The organism is Streptomyces sp. NPDC006385, assembly GCF_040612485.1.
GTDB lineage: Bacteria > Actinomycetota > Actinomycetes > Streptomycetales > Streptomycetaceae > Streptomyces.
Genome location: NZ_JBEXQG010000018.1, coordinates 73,183 through 93,631, shown reverse-complemented (window position 1 = coordinate 93,631; position 20,449 = coordinate 73,183). Strand labels below are relative to the sequence as shown.

Sequence of the window (20,449 nt, the reverse complement as noted above, 5' to 3'; positions counted from 1 at the left end):
ATCAGCTAGTGTCTGGGACACGCCGCCGGGCGGGGCAGAAAAAGCCCAGCTCGCGAAGGCATGCGGGTGTAGTTCAGTAGCAGAACATCCCCCTTCCAGGGGGAAGGCGCAGTGTGCAATTCCTGTCACCCGCTCTGCACCGTCGTACGGACCACTGAAGTGGATCAGGTAGGCTGGTGCTCGCACCGATCGGTGAGAGCCGGTCGGGGGCAATGCGGACGTAGCTCAGTTGGTAGAGCGCAACCTTGCCAAGGTTGAGGTCGCGAGTTCGAGCCTCGTCGTCCGCTCGGGAATGAGACCCCGGTCCACTGGACCGGGGTCTTTTCGTTGTGCGGCGTATGTCCGCCTGACATTTGTCATGTGGAGTGGTGACAGCGCGCACTGCTGGCGGGGCCCGGTAGCCGGGACGCTGATGTCATGAACACCAACGAACACGAACACGTGATTGAGGTCACTGACCTGCGGCGTGTGTACGGGGGCGGGTTCGAGGCGGTGCGCGGAATCTCGTTCTCCGTGGACCGCGGCGAGGTCTTCGCGCTGCTCGGCACCAACGGCGCCGGCAAGACGTCGACCGTCGAACTGCTGGAGGGGCTCGCCCGGCCCGCCGGGGGACGGGTGCGGGTGCTCGGGCACGATCCCCGCACCGAGCGGGCCGCCGTACGGCCGCGGACCGGGGTGATGTTGCAGGAGGGCGGCTTTCCGTCCGAGCTGACCGTCGCCGAGACCGCGCGGATGTGGGCGGGGTGCGTCAGCGGGGCGCGGCCGCCGCTGGAGGTGCTGGAACTGGTCGGGCTGGCCGGGAAGGCCCGCGTACGGGTCAAGCAGCTGTCCGGGGGTGAGCGGCGGCGTCTGGACCTGGCGCTCGCGCTGCTCGGCGATCCCGAGGTGCTGTTCCTGGACGAGCCGACGACCGGACTGGACGCCGAAGGGCGCCGGGACACCTGGGAGTTGGTGCGGGCGCTGCGCGACGCCGGTACGACGGTGCTGCTGACCACGCACTACCTGGAGGAGGCCGAGGACCTCGCCGACCGGCTCGCGATCCTGCACGAGGGGCGGATCGCGGCCACCGGGACACCGGCCGAGGTGACCGCGGCCCAGCCGTCGCGGATCTCCTTCGAACTGCCCGAGGGCTACTTCCTGGGGGACCTGCCGCCGCTCGACGAGCTCGGCGTCTCCGGGCACGAGGTCCACGGGCGGGTCGTACGGCTGCGAACGCGGCAGTTGCAGCGGGCGGCGACCCGACTGCTGGCCTGGGCCGAGCGGGCCGGAGTGGAGCTGCACCGGCTCGATGTGCGGTCGGCCTCGCTGGAGGAGGCGTTCCTGGGGATCGCCCGGGAGGCGCCCGGCGCGGAGAAGACGGCGGCGAAGGAGTACGCGGCATGAGCGGTACGGTCACCACCCCGGCGGGCCGGATGACGGCGTTGGCCCGCGCCGAGCTGACGCTGCTCGGACGCAGCAGGGGGACACTCGTCGCCGCCCTGTTCGTGCCCCTGGTCATGCCGTTCAGCGTGTGGTCCGCGACCAAGGACATGGACCTCGAGAAGTCCGGCCTCACCGTCGGCACCGTCGTCCTGCCCGCCGCGATCGGGTTCTCGCTGCTCTTCGCGGTGTACGGGGCGCTCGTCGGCGTCTTCACCGCCCGGCGCGAGGAACTCGTCCTCAAGCGGTTGCGCACGGGGGAGCTGCGGGACACCGAGATCCTCGCCGGGTCCGCCCTGCCGGCCCTCGCCACGGGCCTGGTGCAGTCCCTGCTCCTGGCGGCCGGCTGCATCGTCCTTCTCGACGTCCCCGCGCCCCCCGCCCCCTATCTCGCCGTACCGGCACTGCTGCTGGGCCTTGTGCTGTGCGCCTCGCTCGCGGCGGTCACCTCGGCGTTCACCCGCACCACCGAGAGCGCCCAGGTCACCACGCTGCCGGTGATGATGGTCTCGATGCTCGGCTCCGGCATGTTCGTCCCCCTGGAGGTCCTGCCCGACCGGTTGGCCTCGGTGTGCGAACTGCTGCCGCTGACCCCGGTGATCACACTCCTGCGCGGCGGCTGGACCGGTGACCTGTCCGCGTACGAGGCACTGGGCGCCGTGGCGACCGGCCTGGCCTGGACGGTCATCGGCGTGTTTGCTGTACGGCGGTGGTTCCGGTGGGAGCCACGGCGTTGACGTAGGGGGAGAGCGGCGGAATGCGCGGGCCGGGCAAGTGGTGGCGGGGAAAGAGCACGCCGGCGAAGGTCGAGACGTACACGCGGTGGTCGTTCCACTTCATCGCGATCGTCGGAGTCGTGACGGCCGCCCTGCCGGTCATCGGCGCGGCCGGGCACCGGCTGGGCGGCTGGCTGCTGCTCATGGTGTGCGCGCACACGGCGATCTGCTCCCTGACCGTGTCGCGGACGGTGGACTGGGCGTGCGGCCGGCGTGCGCAGCCCGTACGGCTGCTGTGGACGCTCGGCGCCGTCACGGTGGCGGTCGCCGTCACAGCCCTCGCCGTCACCGAGCACGGTCCGAACAGCGCCGACACCGTGGCGAACGGGGCCTTCGGCGTCGTGCTGACCTTCGGCTCGGGCATCATCGCGCTCGGAGTGCGCAGCCGACGACGCGTGTACGCCGTCGTCTCGGGCTTCGCGGCGGGTGCGGGACTCCTCGCCTTCCTGATGGGGCAGCCCGCGCTCGCCGCGCTGGTCAGAGCGCTGACGGTGTTGTTCGGCGGCGCCTTCATCGGCTCCACCGCGGTCTTCTCCGTCTGGCTGCTCAGGGCCGTCTACGAGCTCGACGAGGCCCGCGAGACCCGCACCCGGCTCGCGATCGCCGAGGAGCGGCTGCGGTTCGGGCGGGATCTGCACGACGTGCTCGGCAGGAACCTGGCCGTCATCGCCCTCAAGAGCGAGCTCGCCGTGCAGCTGGCTCGGCGCGAGCGGCCCGAGGCGGTGGAGCAGATGATCGAGGTGCAGCGGATCGCGCAGGAGTCACAGCGCGAGGTGCGGGATGTCGTACGGGGATATCGAGAGGCCGACCTGGAGGTCGAACTCGCCGGCGCGCAGGGTGTGCTGACGGCGGCCGGGATCCGGTGCGAGGTGACCGGCGAGGCGGCCGGGCTGCCCGCCGAGGTGCAGTCGGCGCTGGCCTGGGTGGTACGGGAGGCGACCACCAATGTGCTGCGGCACGGCGACGCCGGGCGGTGCGCGGTGGGCGTGCGGGTGACGGAAGGACGTGTGGTGTTGACGGTGGAGAACGACGGTGCCGCCGGGGCCCCCGACGGGGGCGGGGGCTCGGGACTGGCCGGGCTGCGGGAGCGGCTGGCGGCGGTGGACGGGACCCTGGAGGCCGGACGCGTCGGGGCAGGCGCGTTCCGGGTGGTGGCGGAGGTGCCGTTGACGGCGGGCGTGCGGGAGGTCACCGTATGACCGCCCCGGTACGGCTGCTGCTCGCCGACGACGAGCATCTGATCCGCGGCGCGCTCGCCACGCTGCTCTCCCTGGAGGACGACCTCGTGATCGTCGCCGAGGCGGCCACCGGACCCGAGGCGCTGGCGATGGCCCGGGCGCACGAGCCCGACGTCGCCGTACTGGATCTTCAGATGCCCGGCGCGGACGGTGTGAAGGTCGCCACATCGCTGCGCGCCGAACTGCCCGGCTGCAAGGTGCTGATCGTGACCAGTCACGGCCGGCCGGGACATCTGAAGCGGGCCCTGGAGGCGGGTGTGCGGGGATTCGTCCCGAAGACCGTCAGCGCTCAGCGGCTCGCGGAGATCATCCGCACGGTGCACGCCGGGAACCGTTACGTCGACCCGGAGTTGGCCGCCGACGCGATCGCCGCCGGGGACTCGCCGCTGACCGCGCGGGAGGCCGAGGTGCTGGAACTCGCCGCCGACGGGGCGCCCGTCGCGGAGATCGCGGAGCGGGCCGCGCTGTCGCAGGGGACCGTACGGAACTATCTGTCGTCCGCCGTCTCCAAGCTCGGGGCGGAGAACCGGCACACGGCGGTGCGTCTCGCGCGCGAGCGAGGTTGGGTATAGTTGCTCTCGCGCCACGGCGCAGTGCGGACGTAGCTCAGTTGGTAGAGCGCAACCTTGCCAAGGTTGAGGTCGCGAGTTCGAGCCTCGTCGTCCGCTCTCTTTCGAAGGCCCCCGGTTCTCCGGGGGCCTTTCGCGTCACGCCCAGCTCGTGCCCGTCAGGCGCTCGTACGCCTCCGCGTACTTCGCCCGGGTCGCGTCCACGACGTCCTGCGGCAGTGGCGGCGGGGGCTGCTCGCTCCTGCGCTCCCAGCCGGAGGCCGGCGAGGTCAGCCAGTCACGGACGAACTGCTTGTCGTACGACGGCTGCGCGCGGCCCGGCTCCCACTGGTCGGCCGGCCAGAAGCGGGAGGAGTCCGGGGTGAGGATCTCGTCGGCGATGACCAGCGTCTCCCCGTCGAAGCCGAACTCGAACTTGGTGTCCGCGAGGATGATGCCGCGGTCGCGTGCGATGTCCCGGCCACGGGAGTAGACGGCGAGGGTCGCCTGGCGGAGCTGGGCGGCGGTGTCGGCGCCGACCTGGCGGGCGACCTCCTCGTAGGAGACGTTCTCGTCGTGCTCGCCGACCGCGGCCTTGGTGGCCGGGGTGAAGATCGGGGCGGGAAGCTCGCTGCCGTCGACGAGGCCCTCGGGGAGGGCGAGGCCGCAGACGGTGCGGGACTCGTCGTACTCGACCAGGCCGGAGCCGGTGAGGTAGCCGCGGGCCACGGCCTCCACCGGGACCATCCGGAGCGACTTGCACACGAGGGTGCGGCCCTCCCAGTCGGCGGGGGCGCCGGCGGGCAGGTCGGTGCTCAGGACGTGGTTGGGGATCAGGTCGGCGATCTGGTCGAACCACCACAGGGAGAGCTGGGTGAGGATCCGGCCCTTGTCGGGGATCTCGGTCGGCAGCACCCAGTCGTACGCGGAGATGCGGTCGCTGGCGACCATCACGAGGTCGCCCGCCTCGTTCTGGTACAGCTCGCGCACCTTGCCGGTGTGCAGGTGTACCAAGCCCGGAACCTCGATCGGCTCGGGCTTTTCTACGAATCCGGACACGGTTCCTCCCCGTGGTTCTGTCCAAGTGGCTCGATTCTCCCGTATGCCGGGGATCGCCCTGGGAGTGGGGGTGGGGTCGAAAGGGGCGGTGACGTGGGCGTACGTGAGCTCAGTCACGTTTGCAGATGCGGTCCAGGAGGTTGGCCGTGGCGCGCTGGACACGGGCGTCGACATGGCCCGGGCGGTCCAGTGCCGGGGACCAGGCGAACGTCCCGGACGCGAAGACCAGGGCGCCGGACGGGGCGCGGTACAGGGACGTCTCCTGGTGGCGGACGACGCCCTCCTTGTCGGTGTACGGGGAGTGGGCGAGCAGGATGCGTTCCTCATGATCGGGCAGCGGGGCGCGCGGGAAGTAGCGGTCGGCCTCGCCCGCGACCATGCCCGCGATCTCGTCGCCCTCGTGCGCGCCGGTCGCCTCCCACAGCCAGTGGTCGGCGTTGCGGACGATCAGGGGGTGCGGCTCGGGGACGTGGCCCGCGTACTGGATCCCGATCACCTCCTGCTCGGGGCGGTCGATCTCCCGCCAGAGCACCGGGCGGCCGGGGCCCTTGCGTTTGCGGCAGGTGAGCAGGCGGTCGGGGACGCCGGACGGCGAGGGACCCAACTCCACCTGCCAGTACATGGAGTTGGCGGAGAGGAAGACCAGGGACGTGCCGTTCTCGCGGGCGAGTTCCACGGTACGGCGCATGTTCGTCGACCAGTACTCGTCGTGGCCGGGGAAGACCAGGCCGCGGTAACGGGTGGGGTCGACGTGTCCGGCGTGCAGGTCGCGGGCTTCGGCGTAGGCGAGGTCGTAGCCGTAGCGCTCGGCCCAGCGGATGAAGTCGTAGGCGTGGCCGACGTGCAGGGGCAGGCCCGCGCCCGCGTACGGGCGGTCGAAGGAGACGGTCGTGGCGGCGTCGGCCTCGCCGAGCAGACGGCCGTCCTCGTCCCAGGCGTGGTAGAGGCTGGCTCCGGTGCGGCCGTCCTCGGGGTAGAGGTTGTACGCCTGCCAGGTGATGTCCGGGAGGAGCAGGAGCAGGTCCGCGGGGTGGTTGTCGCGGACCGTGAACGGGATGTGCGAGCGGTAGCCGTCGGCGGTGGTGAGGACGGCCACGTACGCGCCGATGGTCCAGTACGAGGGCACCTGGAGGCGCCAGGACAGCCACCAGTGGTGGCAGGAGACCGTGCGGTCGGCGGTGAGCGGCGGGGGCTGGACGATGCCGGAGAGGCGCGGGCTGGTGGTGATCTTGGCCGCGCCGTCGCCGCCGTAGTGGCCGATGCGGTAGACGTCGACGGCGAATTCCTGGGGCGGGTCGACGGTGATGTGGAAGTCGACGGCCTCGCCGGGGGCCACCGCGCCGGTCGAGGTGAAGCCCTTGATCTGGCGGTGGATGTCGTCGGCGGAGCGGGGGCCGGCGCTTCGGGGGGCCGGGACCCGGGGGGTGTCCGCCGTCGGCGGGTGGGCCTGGCCGTCGACGTACCAGGGGACCACCTGGCCGCTGTCGTCGAAGTACGTCACGTTGCCGCGCAGCCAGGGGACGGGGCCCTGGCCGAAGGGGTCCGTCACGGCGTGCGCGAGTGCTCCCGACTCCCAGCGGCGGATCTGCTCCGACCCCATGGCCGTACCCCTCCCTCGTCCCCCGTGGTGGTGCGTCGAGCGTTGTCCTTCAAGTGACCAGGTGACTCGGGCTTTGCGACGGCTGGCGTATGTCGTAAGCCCTTGCCATATGCGTTATCGATCCCAGCACATCACATTGCGCACGCATCCTGTCACTATTCGTTGTGAATTGGCCGAAAGTGGAACCAGGGCCTCCGGCTGCATAGAGCTGGCGTTGGCGGCTTGGGGCGGGCCTGGGGCGGGCCCCGGGCGGGCCCGGAGCGGGCCTGGGGCGAGCCGAGGGCTGGCCTGGGGCGAGCCGGGGGCGGGCCTGGGGCGAGCCGAGTGCGGGCCTGGGGCGGTTCAGACGAGGCGTACCGGCTTCTCCGGGCGTATCCCCGACTCCAGCAGCCAGGCGCGCAAGGGCGCCGGATCGCCGTCCTCGATGAGGCTGAGGACCCTGGGCGTCAGATCGGCGGCTCTCTCGCCGTTGATCAGGAGGGTGGGGCCGTCGAGCCAGTCCAGGCCGGGGGCCGCGCCGGCGGTGTCCATCGCGGCGCAGCACACCATCGCCGTCACGTGGTCCGTGAGCAACTCGCGTGACGTGCGCGGCGGCTGGAGCGGGAAGAGAGGGAGCGCCCCGATGTCGAGGAGGGTGGCACCGGCGGCCGGCGACGCCGTCTGCGCCGCGGGGGCCGCCGCCTCCTCGCGGGCCAGCTCGGCGGTCAGGCCGGCGGCGAGAGCGGAGCTGCGTTCGGTTTCCTCGTCTTCGGGGGTGGGGTCTTCGGCCATGGATGCGTAGGGGGGTTTGGGGGGCTTGGGGGGCTGGGGGGCTTTGGGGGGGTTGAGGGAGGGGTGGGGGGTGTTGGGGGTGGTGGTGGTTGTGGGGGTGGTGGTGGTTATGGGGGTTGTGGGGGTTGTGGGCGATGCTTGCTCGGCTGTGGGAGTGGGGTGCGCGGTGAGGGCCTGGGTCTCCGCGGGACTTGTGTCGGCGACCTGGATGGCAGTGGCGGGGGCGTCGGATTCCCGAGTGTCTCCGACGCGGGCGGCGGGGGCCTGGGCGTCCGTGGAGGGCGCGTCGGCGGGCCCGGCGTCAGGGGCGGAGGCGTCGGCCTCCCGGGCGTCACCGGCACGGGCGGCGGGGGCCGGGGCGTCCGTGGAGCGCGCCTCGGCGGGCTCGGCGTCAGGAGCCGAGGCGTCGGGCTCCCGGGCGTCACCGGCACGGGCGGCGGGGGCCGGGGCGTCCGTGGAGCGCGCATCGGCGGGCTCGGCGTCAGGAGCCGAGGCGTCGGCCTCCCGGGCGTCACCGGCACGGGCGGCGAGGGCCTGTATGTCGGTGGTGTGGGTGGTGCTGGGCGGCTGGGGGTCGGTGGGGAGTGGCGTCGACAGGTGGTCCAGGACTCGGGCCAGGGTCGGGCCGTCGGTCTGTGGGGACGCGCCGTCGGTGGCGCGGCGGACGCCGAGGGCGTCGAGGACGCGGTGGAGGCGGGCCGCGTCGGTGCGCCATTTGCGGTCGACGACCTCCTCCGGATACTCCTGCCAGCCCACCGGGGACCAGTCCGGGCCGGGCTCGGCGGGGCCTCCGTGGAAGAGGCGGGCGGCGAGCAGCGAGGCGGCCTCGTCGACCGCGCCGGGTTCTTCCAGCAGGTCGCAGGCGGGACGCTCACCCAGCCGGGAGGCGAACCCCTCCGCCAGCCGGTCCCGCCGGGACAACTCGGTGAGCGCGGCCACGACGCCGGCGTCCAGCCGGGACGGCCAGCGGCCCATCCGCCAGGCCGGCAGCGCGACGCGGGTGAGCAGCCGGTCCCAGCCCGCGTACGCCAACCCGACCTGCTCCTGGGCGACGATCCGCAGCCCGTAATCCACAGCCTGTGCACGCTCGGCGGCCGCGGCGGCCACGCCCCGCTCCATCTCGGCGGCGTGATCCCGGCAGCTGCGCAACAGCAACCGGGCGACCCAGCCGAGGGCCGCGCACACCGCCCGCGACCCCGGGCAACGGCCGCGCGTCGAGGCGACGGCCACGGCGGCGTCCAGGCCCCGGACGAAGCGCCGGGCCAGGGCTATGTCCGGATGGGCGGAGGGGCCCGTACCGGCGACGACCGGGGCGAGGACCGCCCGCAGCTCGCCGACGCGCATCCACCACAGGAACGGGGAGCCGATGACGAGGACGGGGGCGGCGGGCGTACGGCGGTGGGCGCCGCGCATGGCTGAGCCGCGCAGACCGTGGAGTTCGTCGTCGTCCTCGGGTGAGGGCGGGCCGTGGGACGGGTGGGTGCGGTCCTCCAGCCAGCTGTCGCAGTCCGGGGTGAGCGCTATGGCGGACGGGGCGGGGACGTCCAGGCGGTCGGCGAGGTCGCGCACCATCCGGTACAGATCGGGTGCCTGCGCCTCGGCTATCGGGACCGTCGGGCTGACGGCGGGGCGGGCGCGGGCGACGACCAGGGCGATACCGGCGGCGACGAGCAGGACGAGGACGGCGACGGGCGTCACCACCCAGCGGGCGGCGTGCCAGCCCGGGCCGACGAGGTGACCGGTGGAGTCGCCCACGAGCAGCACCACGGCGACCGCGGCGGGCAGCAGGGCCACGGCGAGCGCACGGCTACGGATGCGCAGTACGGCGAGCGCACGTGCACGCGCCGCCTGCGCACCCATCTCCACACCCATACCGGTCACGCCGGACCTCACCCCCTCCCCGCTGCCCTGGCTGTCCGAACTGTCCTGGCTTTGCTCACTCCCCCACTGTGGCACCCACCACTGACATCGCAATGCCGGTGGGCCAAGTGCCGGAACGCTTGCGCCGCACCCTAGTTGGGGCCTTGGCCCACGTCAGCCGGATGGGGCATCGGTCACTCGATGGAATGGCTTTGGGGAAAGGTGGATGACGGACAGCGAGGATCAGGCCCCTGGTCGAGCCAAGGAACAGGCCCCGAATCCTGAGACGGATTCGGGGCCTGCGGGGTTTATCGAAGGCGGGGTCTCCGGGTCTCGGGTCTCCGGGTCTCGGGTCTCGGGTCTCCGGGTCTCCGGGTCTCCGGGTGTCCGGGTCTCGGGGTCTCCGGCTCCCCGGCTCTCCGAGGTCTCCGAGGTCTCCAGGTCTCCAGGTCTCCGGGGTCTTACGCGCCCGCCGCCGCCTTCGCCGCGATGTCCGTACGGTGCTGGGAGCCGTCGAGGCGGATGCGGGCCACGGCCTGGTACGCACGCTCGCGCGCCTCGGTGAGGTCCTTGCCGGTCGCCGTCACGGACAGGACGCGGCCGCCGGCGCTCACGACCGCGTCGCCGTCGCGCTTGGTGCCGGCGTGCAGGACGTAGGCGTGCGGGGCGTCCTCGGCGGCCACCTCGTCGAGGCCGGTGATCGGGTCGCCGGTGCGCGGGGTGCCGGGGTAGTTGTGCGAGGCGACGACGACGGTGACCGCGGCGTCCTCGCTCCAGCGCAGGGGCGCCAGGTCGGCGAGGTCGCCCTTGGCGGCGGCCAGCAGGACGCCGGCCAGCGGGGTCTTCAGGCGGGCCAGGACGACCTGGGTCTCGGGGTCGCCGAAGCGGGCGTTGAACTCGATGACCCGGACGCCTCGGGAGGTGATGGCGAGACCGGCGTAGAGGAGACCGGAGAACGGGGCGCCGCGGCGGCGCATCTCGTCGACGGTGGGCTGCAGAACCGTCTCCAGCACCTCCCCGACCAGCTTCGGGTCCGCCCACGGCAGCGGGGAGTACGCGCCCATGCCGCCGGTGTTCGGGCCCTCGTCCCCGTCCAGCGCCCGCTTGAAGTCCTGGGCGGGCTGGAGCGGGACGACCGTCTCGCCGTCGGTGATGGCGAAGAGGGAGACCTCGGGGCCGTCGAGGTACTCCTCGATGACGACGCGCTCGCAGGAGTTGGCGTGCGCCCGGGCCGCCTCGAGATCGGCGGTCACGACGACGCCCTTGCCGGCGGCGAGGCCGTCGTCCTTGACGACGTACGGGGCGCCGAAGGCGTCCAGGGCCTCGTCGACCTCGGCGGGCGTGGTGCAGACGTAGGAGCGGGCCGTAGGGACGCCGGCCGCCGCCATCACGTCCTTCGCGAACGCCTTGGAGCCCTCGAGCTGCGCGGCCTCCTTGGAGGGGCCGAAGACCGGGATGCCCGCCTCACGTACGGCGTCGGCGACCCCGGCGACGAGCGGCGCCTCCGGTCCCACGACGACGAGGCCGGCGCCGAGTTCCGTGGCCAGCGCGGTCACGGCCTTGCCGTCCAGGGCGTCGACCTGGTGCAGCTCGGCGACCTCGGCGATGCCGGCGTTGCCGGGGGCGCAGTGCAGCGCGGTGACGTCGGGATCGAGGGACAGGGAACGGCACAGGGCGTGTTCGCGGGCGCCGCTACCGATGACGAGGACCTTCACGGGGGTCAGCCTAACGGGGTTTTTGTGCGGGGTGACGAGGGGCCGGGGGTTGGTGACCTGTACGTTCCTCCAAGACACGGGCGGCGACGGCCTCGTCAGCTTCCGCTACTCGTTCACGATCTCCTCCACGACCGTCGCCCCCAGCTCCCGCACGATCAACTCGTAGCCGGACAGGGCCGACTCGTTGAGGTCGGGATCGTCGTCCTCGGGGATGTCGTCCTCGATGGACACGGGGGGCGGCGGCTCCGGCGCGGAGGACTGGTGTGCCGGGGTGGGGGCGGCGGTACGCGCCGAGGCCGTCGGAGGTGAGGTGGGTGAGGTGGGCGCCGTGGATGCCGTGGGCGCCGGCTGGGAGGGGGCGGGGCGCTGGGGGGACGTACCGCCGCCGCCGCCGTGGCCGCTGTTGCCACTGTTGCCGCCACCGCCGTAGCCGCTGCTGCCGCCACCGCCGTGATTGCCGGTGCCGCCTCCTCCATAGCCACCCGCTCCGCCGCCACCGAAGCCGGGGGAGCCGCCGGTCGACGGGGGAGCCGAGCCGCCGCCCGACGGGTCGACGATCGCCTCGATCTTCCACTGGACGTTGAACTGCTCGGCCAGCGCCTGCCGCAGTACGTCCTCGCTGCCGCTGCTCACGAAGTTGTCGCGCGCTCCGGCATTGACGAAGCCGAGCTGGAGGGTGGTGCCGTCGAAGCCGGCCACCTGGGCGTTCTGGCTGAGCAGAATCCAGGTGAAGCGGCGACGGTTCTTGACGGCCTCCAGGATGTTCGGCCAGAGCATGCGGGGGTCGAGGCCGCCGCTCGGGGGTGCGTAGGCGGGTGCTGTAGCGGGTGCCGTGCCCGAGGTCGGGGCGGGCGAGGGCGTCGAGGGCCGCGGTGGGGGCGTGGGGGCGCCGCTCGATGCGGCGGAGGGCTGGGCGCCGCCACCCGCCGGGGTCGCCGTGGGCCAGCCGCCGGGGCGTCGGCCGCCGCCTGCGGGCGTGGCGGTGGGCCAGGCTCCGGGGGCGGGGGTGGACGCGGGGTTCGCGGCGGCCGGAGAGGACGCGGGGGTGGGCGCCGGGGTGGGCGGGGTCTGGGGCGGCTGAGGCTGCTGAGGCTGCTGGCCGCTCTGCGGCGGTCCACCCGGAGCCGAGGGCGCGGACGGGGCCGATGGAGTCTGCCCCGTGGGCGTGCCCTGCCCTGCCGGAACCGATCCGGCCGTACCGCCGCCGGGACCACCTGGAGTACCCGGACCACCCGGACCACCTGGGCCACCTGGGCCACCTGGGCCACCTGGGCCACCGCCGCTCGGCGCACCGGTGCCGCTCGCGGGCCCCGGCCCACCCGAAGCCCGTACGGCGGCCCGGGCCGCGGCAGCCCCGCCACCCGGCGGAACGGACGCGGCTGCCGCTCCCCCATGAGCGTCGGGACCCGGCACGTACCCCATGGCGGGCATGCCACCGCCGGCGGAGAAGTTGACGCCACGCTCCAGCCGGTCGAGACGGGCCATCACGGAACGCTCGTCCCCGTACGCGGCGGGCAGCAACACCCGGGCGCAGATCAGCTCGAGCTGGAGCCGCGGCGAGGTGGCGCCCCGCATCTCCGTCAGCCCCTCGTTGACGAGGTCGGCGGCGCGGCTCAGTTCGGCGGCGCCGAAGGTGCCGGCCTGGGCCTGCATACGCTCCAGGACGTCGGCGGGGGCATCGAGGAGCCCCTTCTCGACGGCATCCGGCACGGCGGCGAGGATCACCAGGTCCCGCAGCCGCTCCAGCAGGTCGGCGACGAACCGCCGGGGGTCGTTGCCCCCCTCGATGACACGGTCCACGACCTCGAAGGCGGCGGCCCCGTCACCGGTAGCGAAGGCCTCCACGACGGAGTCGAGCAGCGACCCGTCGGTGTACCCGAGCAGAGATGTGGCCATGGCATACGTCACACCCTCCTCCCTCGCACCGGCCAGGAGCTGGTCCATGACGGACATCGAGTCACGCACGGATCCCTGCCCCGCGCGCACGACGAGCGGCAGCACGCCGTCCTCGACGGGGATGTTCTCCCGGGAGCACACGTCGGCGAGGTAGTCCCGGAGCGTGCCGGGCGGCACCAGCCGGAAGGGGTAGTGGTGGGTCCGCGACCGGATGGTCCCGATGACCTTCTCGGGCTCGGTGGTGGCGAAGATGAACTTCAGATGCTCGGGCGGCTCCTCGACGACCTTCAGCAGCGCGTTGAAGCCGGCCGACGTGACCATGTGGGCCTCGTCGATGATGTAGATCTTGTAGCGGCTGCCGGCGGGCCCGAAGAATGCCTTCTCCCGCAGCTCACGGGCGTCGTCCACACCACCGTGCGACGCGGCGTCGATCTCGATGACGTCGATGGAACCGGGCCCGTTGCGAGCCAGGTCCCGGCAGGACTGGCACTCGCCGCACGGGGTCGGAGTGGGTCCCTGCTCACAGTTCAGACACCGCGCGAGGATCCGCGCGCTGGTCGTCTTGCCGCACCCGCGCGGACCACTGAACAGGTACGCGTGATTGACCCGGTTGTTCCGCAGCGCCTGCTGCAGCGGGTCAGTGACATGCTCCTGCCCGATGACCTCGGCGAACGACTCCGGGCGATAGCGGCGGTACAGCGCGAGAGACGACACGCATACGAGGTTATAGGCGCCCACTGACAACCGGCCCCGCCCGCGGAGTCCGGCCCCGAACGCAAGCGCCCCCCACGCACCCGCCAGAGCCGACCTACCCTTGCTGCCTTCCGGCCCTGGGGGAGTTCAGTCAGATAGCGCCGCGTGAGGGGCTCCACAGAGAGTACCCGATGTCAGCAGCGGGGAACGAGTTCGCGAGCACTCCTCTCGGTCATGTAATGTTTCCGGCGGAGGATTCGCCTAGAGGCCTAGGGCGCACGCTTGGAAAGCGTGTTGGGGGCAACCCCTCACGAGTTCGAATCTCGTATCCTCCGCCAGTGCCTCACCGGGCACGATGTCGAAGGGCCCCACCGCTTGCGGTGGGGCCCTTCGACGTTGTCCGTCTCAGTTTCCGTCTCAGTTGGTTTTCGGGACCCACAGCGCGTCGCCGACTTGCTGCGCGACCTTGCGGAGCATGGTCCCCGTCACATGTCGATCACGACGTCAGGGACGCCGAGGATCAGCAGGACGGTCGCGGCGGCGTGGCGAGCGTCATGGAGACGGGCGTCCCGTACGCCCGCATCCCGAAGCAGACGCTTCCAGACGTGGAAGTCGGTGTTCGGGCTGAGGGGACCGCCGGTCGGCGCGGCGAAGACGTAGCCCTTGTCCTCCCAGTCGGCTCCAGCGGCGATCCGTTCCCGCTCCTGCTCCTCCTGGTGCTGGCGGAGGAGCTTGATCAGCGGATCGGGCAGGCCGACCGTGCGACGTCAGGCGCGGGACTTGGTGCTCTTGTGCTCGCGGCGGGTCTGCTGCCGCTGTGGGCAGTAGCCCGGCTTCCGGCCGCAGGGGTTGTCTCCACAGCCGTGGGCGTACCTGGGCCGGAGTCGGTTCTTGCGGATGCGGACGTATCCCGCGTCCAGGTCGACGTCTTCCCAGTGGAGCCCGAGGGCTTCCCCTTGGCGGAGGCCAAGCGCCAGTGCGACAACCCAGCGCGCACTGTTGCGGAGCTTCGACGCCTCGACCAAAAGGCTCTGTACCTCGTCGATCGTGTACGGCTCGATGTCCTCTTCTTCGAGACGCGGAGCCTTGGCGATCTCGGCCACGTGGTGGCGACGTGCCCGCGTCGGACCGCTTCGCCGAGGGCGACCCGGATCGTGCGGTGAGCATGGTGCGCGGTGCCGGCGGACCTCCCGGACTCCTGCATCTTCCGGTAGAAGCGCTCCAGGTGCTCGGGCTCCAGGCGGTCGAGCTTGTGAGCGCCCAAGCCCGGGACGAGGTGAACGCGTACGTCGACCTCGTAGCCGTCGTACGCGTTCTCGGAGACGTACGGCTTGGCGATGTTCTCGACCCAGTGCTCAAGCCAGGCTTGGACCGTCCAGCTATGGCCCGGCTTCCTGAGCTTCTTCGCGTCGCGCGCCCGCTCCATCTCGCGGACGACCTTGGTCACCTCGGCCTTGGTCTTCCGCTCGATGTGGCGCCGGTCCGGCTTGCCGTCGTCGCGGACGCCGACGGTCACTCTTCCGTGTGCCACTTTCCGTCCTTGCCAAGGTAGATCGACGAGGCTCCGTTGGGCTGGCGGGTGCGCTTCTTCTCTGGCATGGCTTCCCCCTCAGGCGGCTTCGGCGGGTTGGTGGCGGAGCTTGGCCACGTAGGCGGGTATGGCGTCGGCAGGGATGCGGCGCAGCCGCCCGACCGTCACCGATTCGATCTCTCCGGCGAGCACGAGCCGGAAGCACGTCGTACGGCCGATCCGGAGTCGCCGGGCCGCCTCCTCGACGGTCAGGAGGACCAAGGAAGGGTCGTGGGGCTCCAGGGCGGTGGCGGCAGTTCGGGGTTCAGCCATGGGTCGGTTCTCCTTCCAGTCCGGGGCGGGTTCGAGGGATGCGGCAAGCCAGGCTTCGGCGTCGGACAGGCCGGTTCCGGCGAAGACCCAGTGCGCGAGGACGTACGTCGTATTGGGTTCTGGGCCGTTGGCTGCTGTTGCCTGTGCCCGGCGCCATTCGGCGCGGGCGTGGCGGAGGGCGCCGAGGGTGGTGGAGTAGCGGCGGGACTTGGTGGAGAAGTGGCCGCGGAAGCCGAACATGTGGGCCCAGGCGCGCAGGCGGAGGTGTTCCAGATCCTTGCGTGCGCCGAGGGTCCAGGCGGTGCGGATGAGGCGGCGGGCGTGGTCGCTGATGTCGAGCTGGGCGAGATCGGCAGCGAATTTCAGGGGCCGGTCAAGGGCGCCGGTCGCTGTCTCGGCGCCCTTGGTGGCGTACTTGGCGATGTAAGCGGCGACGGCTCGCTCAGTCACCTCCTGGCCGTCGTTGAAGTCGGCGGATCGGATGGTGCGGACGTCGAGTTGGCGGCCGAAGGTGAAGGTGTGGGCGCGTCCAACGATCACCGGACCGTCCACGCGGACCTTGGTTGCGGCGGTGCGGATGGCGTCGGTGAGCAGTTCGGCGGTGTCCCAGGGCGGGGGCGGGGTGTCTGCGCCGCTGGGGCCATCGAGGCGGATGACGGCGTGGAAGTGGACGGCGCCGCGTTTCTGGTATTCGGCGACCTTGGCGAAGGACACGCGCGCGTGCTCGCGGAACCGTCGCTGGGAGAGCCCCGCGCGCTTGGCGACCTCCCGGCGCAGGTAGGTGGAGAAGCGTCGCCAGAGCATTCCGGCGTACGCGTTCCACAGCACGGCGGCTTCGTAGTCGTACGTCTCGGGTCGAGGGGTGTGCCGAGTGTGTCGTCGTCCTGGTCGTGATGTGTGCCGCAGCGGCAGGCACGGCCGCTGGAGGGGCGGTTGTGGACGGGGCCGAAGCTCGGTGCGGTGAAGGTGGCGAAGACGCGGGGGTGGGCCGCGACTTGATCCGGGAGGCCTTTGCCGCCGCGCATGCCTGAGGTGATCAGGTGAAAGGTGTCGCGGCGGTAGGCCTCGGCGCAGGCCGGGCAACGGGTGGTGCGGCGGTTGTTGCAGCGGACGAGGAGTTGGCCGGCGGGGAGGCTGGTCGAGTCGAGGTGGTGGAGGATGCGACCGATCTCGCCGGTCGCGGTGTCGACGTCCTACTCGGTGCGGTGGCCGCCGAGGCGGATCGGGTGAGTGCAGCCTCCCAGGCCTGAGAGCTGGCGGAGGATACCCAGCAGCGTGCCCTGCGCGGCCAGGTTCGCGACTTCCGGGAGTGGGGCCGGAGTGGTGCGGGTGAAGATGGCTTCTCTCCTTCTGACTGGCTCGGTCGGGAGGAACGGGCCCCGGGGCGGCGAATGCTTGGTCGTGTGCCGCCGCCCCGGCGGCCAGGCGGGCTTCGGCGGTGGTGTTCGCGAAGCAGGCAGCGCAGGACTACGGCGGCCACGGCGACCGAGATGGCCGTGACGGCGACGGCGGCCAGGAGCGCGGTCAGGACGACCCCGCCGACCACCAGGGCGACGACGGCGTTGGTGTCGAGGGAGACCGACGGGAGCGAGCGCGGTGCGGGTGCCGGGTCGGTCGGGGTGTGAGTGTGCGCGGGCGGCGGGGTGGGGTTGTCGGGGTACTTGGGCAGGAACACGGTCACGATCTCCTCATCTACTCGTCTAGGCATGTGAGCCGTTTATGACGGTCACGCTGGTGCGTGTGCCGGACTCGATGGCGGGGGCGAGGAAGGTGTGGGAGAGCCAGAAACCGAAGAGGGCGATCAGGACGACGATCCAGGTGCGGACGCCGAGGAACTTGATCGCTCCCCAGGCGAAGAAGCCGAGGACGACGAGGAGCGGCAGGCTGACGGTTCACGGGGTCTGGAGTCCTCTCAGCGGATGGGGCAGCGGTGGGTGCGGGCGGCCAGCTCGGCGGCGGCGCGGCTGTCGTAGTCGGCGGAGAAGCCGCAGCGCGGGGCGGTGCAGGCGGCGGTGTGCTTCTCCTTGCCCCTGCCGTCGTACGACGTGGCGACCTGGACAGGGCCGATGCGAGTGACGTTGCGGAAGCGGCGGTTGGGAGTCACCGGATCTCCTTTCAGAGGTGGGCAGCGATCGCTTCGGCCATGGGTGCGGGCACGCCGAGGCGGGTGCGGAGGGTCGGGGTGTCGATGGGGGTGCCGGTCCAGGTGTGGTGTTCGGCGGCGACCTTGCGGGCGTGCTCGATGAGGCCGCCGGGACGGGCACGGCAGGCCGCTCGGGCGGAGGCTCGATCTTGCCGTCGGTGTCGGTTGTCGGCGTCGGTGCGGAGTGGGCGAGGAGTGTTCCGCCGAGGAAGGCGACCGCAGGCCAGCCCGCGACGAGGATGCGCAGCCAGGCCGGCACCTGGGTCAGGTCGAGCAGTCCGGCGGTGGCGACGTTGACGCCGAGGGTCGCGGCGAGCGCGATGACGAACCAGCACCATCCGGCCGCTTTCGCGTCGCCGGATCGCAGTCGACGCCAGGCAGCGACGAGCAGCAGGTCAACACTGATCGGGTAGGCCCACGCTTTCCAACCGTCCTGTCCTGCCGCCGAGGCGATGTCGTGCAGGTGGGCGAAGGACAGCGCGGCGGCGATGAGCGCCTGGACGAGCACCGCGTCGACGCGGGCCAGCAGGGCGCGCATGGTGCGGCTCCTTTTCGGATGCGGGCATGGGAGGGGTAGGGACTTGGCGCGAGGCGGTCACGCCAACCGGGTCGGGGAGTTCAGCCGGTCACGGCTGGAAGGGCTTGAGCACGGGCAGCTCGGGCACCAGATGCGCCGCGTCCCGGCAAGTCTCGGCGGCGTCGCCGAGGGAGAGGTACGGCGTGCGGATGCGGGACCAGCCGCCGGAGGTGTCACCGGCCGCGGCGAGACCGGGCCTTTCGGGGACGATGGCGCAAGCGGCCAGGATCGCTTCGGGCGCGATGTCGCCGAGGGCCATCTTGGCGGAGGCCTCGTCGTTGACGCGGTGGCAGACACGGCCTGTCAGCTGGGCCCGGAGCATGGTGGCGCCCTTGCCCAGCTCGGCGCCGAAGCGCTGACCGCAGACCTCCAGGTAAATCCCGGCGGCGCGGCCGAGTTGAGCGAGCTGGATGAGTTGGGTGACCATCCCATCGCGCCGTTGCTCGTCCTTCTTCGTGGCCACCAAGAAGAGTTCGGCAACCTCATCGATGAACAGCACGATGGGCACGGGGCGTTCATTCTCGGGCAAGCCCCAGATGTCAGAGGTGATCTCCTCGTCCGGGGTGCTGGGAGCGATGCCCTGCCGGGCCTTGATCAGATCGTATCGGTCCTCCATTTCTTCGATCAGCGCAGGCAGCAGCTCGGCCGCTTGGTCCGGGTCGACAGCAAGTGCCGAGAGCCGGGAGGCGAACGGGGCCAGCTCCACACCCCTCTTGCAGTCGATGCCGACCAGGGCGACCGGCTGCGGAGCCAGCCCAGAGATCAGATGGCGCAGGTCCATGGACTTGCCCGAGAGCGTTGCGCCGAGGGTGAGTTGGTGCGGGATGGTGCGATAGTCGCGCATGAAGGGCGTGACGTCCTCCCGCATGGCTACCGGCACCTTCAGGAACCCCGCCCGGGGTCTTGCGGGGCATCCTTACCCGCCGCAGTACGTCGAAGCCGACGAGCCGTAGTTCGACGACTCCGGGTTTGACGCTGGTGACGTAGACGGCGTGAACGCCCCAAGCGTGCCGCAGCCGTTCAGCAGAAGCGGCGACATCCGCGGGTTCCTGGGCCGGAGCGAGCCGGAGACGCAGTCGCAGCCCGGTTGTCGTGGGGCGGAGCCCCGACGCGGCGGGACGGGCCGTACCTCACGTCGGGAGGTGGCCTTGACCGCGAGGACCCGGAGCCGGGACGGAGCCACGGTCAGGCCGCACGCTTCCATGACCGAGCCGCACGAGCCGGGCAGCCGGGCCGTGGATATCGGCAGACCGATGGTGGACCAGTACGCCGCCGGGTGCTGGCCCGGGCGTAGGCGGCCCCGCCGCAGAGCGCGGTGAGGGGACCACCCACTTCCAGAAGCGTCGCTACGTCGGTCATCAGGCGGCGGCCCCCGTGGTGGCCGGGAAGGCAGCCGGGGTGACGGCGGCGGCGCGGTAGGCGATGCCGTGGCGCTGCTGCCCATTGAAGACGCTCTCCCACGGCCGGGCGATGAGCCCCGGCAGCGAGACAGGCGCCCCGAGCGTGAGCCCCTCGGAGATGCCGCCCTCGGGGGCGGTGACCTTGATCAGCGACGACTCGCCGTCCTCAATGTAGACGACGCCGATGGTCATCAGCGCCTCGCCGCCGGTTGCGTCCTTGGCAATCTCTCCGGTCTGACGGTCACGGACCTGGGCTCAGGAGCCTCGTTCAGCAGGATCGTGGCGCCGGAGGTCTCAACGCGGATGGTACGCAAGCTCCTCCTCCTATCTACTCGTCTATACATGGGCTTTCTCCACTGGTTCAAGGCGGCTCGCTCCGCTCCCCGCGCGCGGCCCGGCCCCGGCCGGGCCGCGCTTAAAGCATGCAGCCGCTTGATGCCAGAGAAGGGGTGCGTCGCGGCTGGGACAGTCGGCTCCGCGTAAATAATCCTTTGCAGCCTAAAAACAAGGCGGCGCGCCGACCGCCTGAGGTACCTCATTCTCCGTTGAGGCGACGAGAGTGCTAAATGGAATTCGTCCATCCGATTACCTACAAGAGGTGTCCGCCGAATGGGACCCAACTCCTGTTACAACATTTCAGCCACTTGAATAATTCCGCCAGAGAGTGGCTCAAATTTGGCGGATCGCCAGCAAAAGTGCAGGTAGACGCCGCAACCGTGAGACGTCAACACTTTTTGAATTGTCGAAGATATACCGATTCCCCCCTTTTTTCCGCACGGCCATCAATATCTACTTGACGGAAAACTAATTGCAGATCGCACGGGTGTCGTGAAATGAATTACGTATCCACCTGTGCGACGCGGCAAGTGGAAGTAGATTGAGCTCGCACGTGACAAGAAACGGGAGGGTCT

12 protein-coding genes, 4 tRNA genes, 1 other RNA gene and 6 pseudogenes are annotated in these 20,449 nt (G+C 71.3%); 8 read left to right on the top strand and 15 right to left on the bottom strand.

The genetic code is table 11. From position 1 onward, the window contains the following. The first annotated feature begins 62 nt into the window (after positions 1–62). From ABZ078_RS16900 to ABZ078_RS16870, 7 genes are all read left to right on the top strand, one after another. Positions 63–134, top strand: a tRNA-Gly gene (locus tag ABZ078_RS16900). Positions 135–214: 80 nt separating this feature from the next. Then, a tRNA-Gly gene (locus ABZ078_RS16895) sits at positions 215–287 on the top strand. Between the two features lie 130 nt (positions 288–417). Further along, positions 418–1,383 (top strand): ABC transporter ATP-binding protein, encoded by a 966-nt coding sequence (locus ABZ078_RS16890; protein ID WP_356575904.1) that lies wholly within the window; start codon positions 418–420, stop codon positions 1,381–1,383. Then, on the top strand, positions 1,380–2,156 hold the full coding sequence (locus ABZ078_RS16885; protein WP_356575902.1) for an ABC transporter permease: 777 nt from the start codon (positions 1,380–1,382) through the stop codon (positions 2,154–2,156). Before ABZ078_RS16890 ends, ABZ078_RS16885 begins: the two co-directional genes overlap by 4 nt. A 20-nt stretch (positions 2,157–2,176) precedes the next feature. Beyond that, a complete protein-coding gene (locus ABZ078_RS16880) occupies positions 2,177–3,394 on the top strand; it encodes a histidine kinase (protein WP_356575900.1) in 1,218 nt (405 codons plus the stop codon). Further along, the gene (locus ABZ078_RS16875) at positions 3,391–4,005 is read left to right on the top strand and encodes a response regulator transcription factor (protein ID WP_356575898.1); all 615 of its coding nucleotides are present in this window, start codon (positions 3,391–3,393) and stop codon (positions 4,003–4,005) included. Before ABZ078_RS16880 ends, ABZ078_RS16875 begins: the two co-directional genes overlap by 4 nt. 23 nt (positions 4,006–4,028) lie before the next feature. Then, positions 4,029–4,101: transfer RNA gene (locus ABZ078_RS16870), tRNA-Gly, on the top strand. Positions 4,102–4,140: 39 nt separating this feature from the next. Here ABZ078_RS16870 and ABZ078_RS16865 read toward each other — a convergent pair. The 6 genes from ABZ078_RS16865 to ffs all read right to left on the bottom strand — a co-directional run bounded on the left by ABZ078_RS16865 (position 4,141) and on the right by ffs (position 13,753). Next, entirely contained in the window at positions 4,141–5,040 is a 900-nt protein-coding gene (locus ABZ078_RS16865; protein ID WP_356575896.1) for a phosphoribosylaminoimidazolesuccinocarboxamide synthase, read from the bottom strand. A gap of 109 nt (positions 5,041–5,149) precedes the next feature. Further along, positions 5,150–6,640 carry a N,N-dimethylformamidase beta subunit family domain-containing protein gene (locus ABZ078_RS16860; RefSeq protein WP_356575895.1) on the bottom strand — a complete coding sequence of 497 codons (1,491 nt, stop codon included), beginning with the start codon at positions 6,638–6,640 and terminating at the stop codon, positions 5,150–5,152. A gap of 342 nt (positions 6,641–6,982) precedes the next feature. Continuing rightward, positions 6,983–9,292 carry a hypothetical protein gene (locus ABZ078_RS16855; RefSeq protein WP_356575894.1) on the bottom strand — a complete coding sequence of 770 codons (2,310 nt, stop codon included), beginning with the start codon at positions 9,290–9,292 and terminating at the stop codon, positions 6,983–6,985. A gap of 440 nt (positions 9,293–9,732) precedes the next feature. Further along, positions 9,733–10,986: a phosphoribosylamine--glycine ligase gene (gene purD, locus ABZ078_RS16850; protein ID WP_356575893.1), complete on the bottom strand. Its 1,254-nt coding sequence runs from the start codon at positions 10,984–10,986 to the stop codon at positions 9,733–9,735. Positions 10,987–11,091: 105 nt separating this feature from the next. Then, positions 11,092–13,596: a DNA polymerase III subunit gamma and tau gene (locus ABZ078_RS16845; protein WP_356575891.1), complete on the bottom strand. Its 2,505-nt coding sequence runs from the start codon at positions 13,594–13,596 to the stop codon at positions 11,092–11,094. A gap of 58 nt (positions 13,597–13,654) precedes the next feature. Next, positions 13,655–13,753: signal recognition particle sRNA small type (gene ffs / locus ABZ078_RS16840), an RNA gene on the bottom strand. 72 nt (positions 13,754–13,825) lie between these two features. On the opposite strand from ffs, the gene ABZ078_RS16835 reads away from it, so the two are divergent. Beyond that, a tRNA-Ser gene (locus ABZ078_RS16835) sits at positions 13,826–13,913 on the top strand. A gap of 79 nt (positions 13,914–13,992) precedes the next feature. Here ABZ078_RS16835 and ABZ078_RS16830 read toward each other — a convergent pair. The 9 genes and pseudogenes from ABZ078_RS16830 to ABZ078_RS16790 all read right to left on the bottom strand — a co-directional run bounded on the left by ABZ078_RS16830 (position 13,993) and on the right by ABZ078_RS16790 (position 19,852). Then, positions 13,993–15,174, bottom strand: a pseudogene (locus tag ABZ078_RS16830) (tyrosine-type recombinase/integrase). A gap of 10 nt (positions 15,175–15,184) precedes the next feature. After that, the gene (locus ABZ078_RS16825; protein WP_356575890.1) at positions 15,185–15,418 is read right to left on the bottom strand and encodes an excisionase family DNA-binding protein; all 234 of its coding nucleotides are present in this window, start codon (positions 15,416–15,418) and stop codon (positions 15,185–15,187) included. After that, positions 15,411–16,710 (bottom strand): annotated as a pseudogene (locus tag ABZ078_RS16820) (replication initiator). The gene ABZ078_RS16825 and the pseudogene ABZ078_RS16820 overlap by 8 nt, the downstream one beginning before the upstream one ends. A gap of 140 nt (positions 16,711–16,850) precedes the next feature. Next, a pseudogene (locus tag ABZ078_RS16815) lies at positions 16,851–17,093 on the bottom strand (SpdD protein); the annotation flags it as partial. Between the two features lie 25 nt (positions 17,094–17,118). After that, complete coding sequence (locus ABZ078_RS16810) at positions 17,119–17,301, bottom strand: hypothetical protein (RefSeq protein ID WP_356575988.1); 183 nt, start codon at positions 17,299–17,301, stop codon at positions 17,119–17,121. 29 nt (positions 17,302–17,330) lie between these two features. Next, complete coding sequence (locus ABZ078_RS16805) at positions 17,331–17,522, bottom strand: mobile element transfer protein (RefSeq protein ID WP_356575888.1); 192 nt, start codon at positions 17,520–17,522, stop codon at positions 17,331–17,333. Between the two features lie 11 nt (positions 17,523–17,533). Then, positions 17,534–18,099 (bottom strand): annotated as a pseudogene (locus ABZ078_RS16800) (DUF2637 domain-containing protein). An 88-nt stretch (positions 18,100–18,187) separates the two neighbouring features. Further along, positions 18,188–19,497, bottom strand: a pseudogene (locus ABZ078_RS16795) (FtsK/SpoIIIE domain-containing protein). Next, positions 19,497–19,852, bottom strand: a pseudogene (locus ABZ078_RS16790) (hypothetical protein). Before ABZ078_RS16790 ends, ABZ078_RS16795 begins: the two co-directional pseudogenes overlap by 1 nt. Positions 19,853–20,449 lie beyond the last annotated feature (597 nt).

Bases quoted from the DNA above. Each gene is read 5' to 3' on its own strand.
- ABZ078_RS16890 (WP_356575904.1), top strand. From the start codon at position 418: ATGAACACCAACGAACACGAACACGTGATTGAGGTCACTGACCTGCGG.
- ABZ078_RS16885 (WP_356575902.1), top strand. From the start codon at position 1,380: ATGAGCGGTACGGTCACCACCCCGGCGGGCCGGATGACGGCGTTGGCC.
- ABZ078_RS16880 (WP_356575900.1), top strand. From the start codon at position 2,177: ATGCGCGGGCCGGGCAAGTGGTGGCGGGGAAAGAGCACGCCGGCGAAG.
- ABZ078_RS16875 (WP_356575898.1), top strand. From the start codon at position 3,391: ATGACCGCCCCGGTACGGCTGCTGCTCGCCGACGACGAGCATCTGATC.
- ABZ078_RS16860 (WP_356575895.1), bottom strand. From the start codon at position 6,640: ATGGGGTCGGAGCAGATCCGCCGCTGGGAGTCGGGAGCACTCGCGCAC.
- ABZ078_RS16825 (WP_356575890.1), bottom strand. From the start codon at position 15,418: ATGGCTGAACCCCGAACTGCCGCCACCGCCCTGGAGCCCCACGACCCT.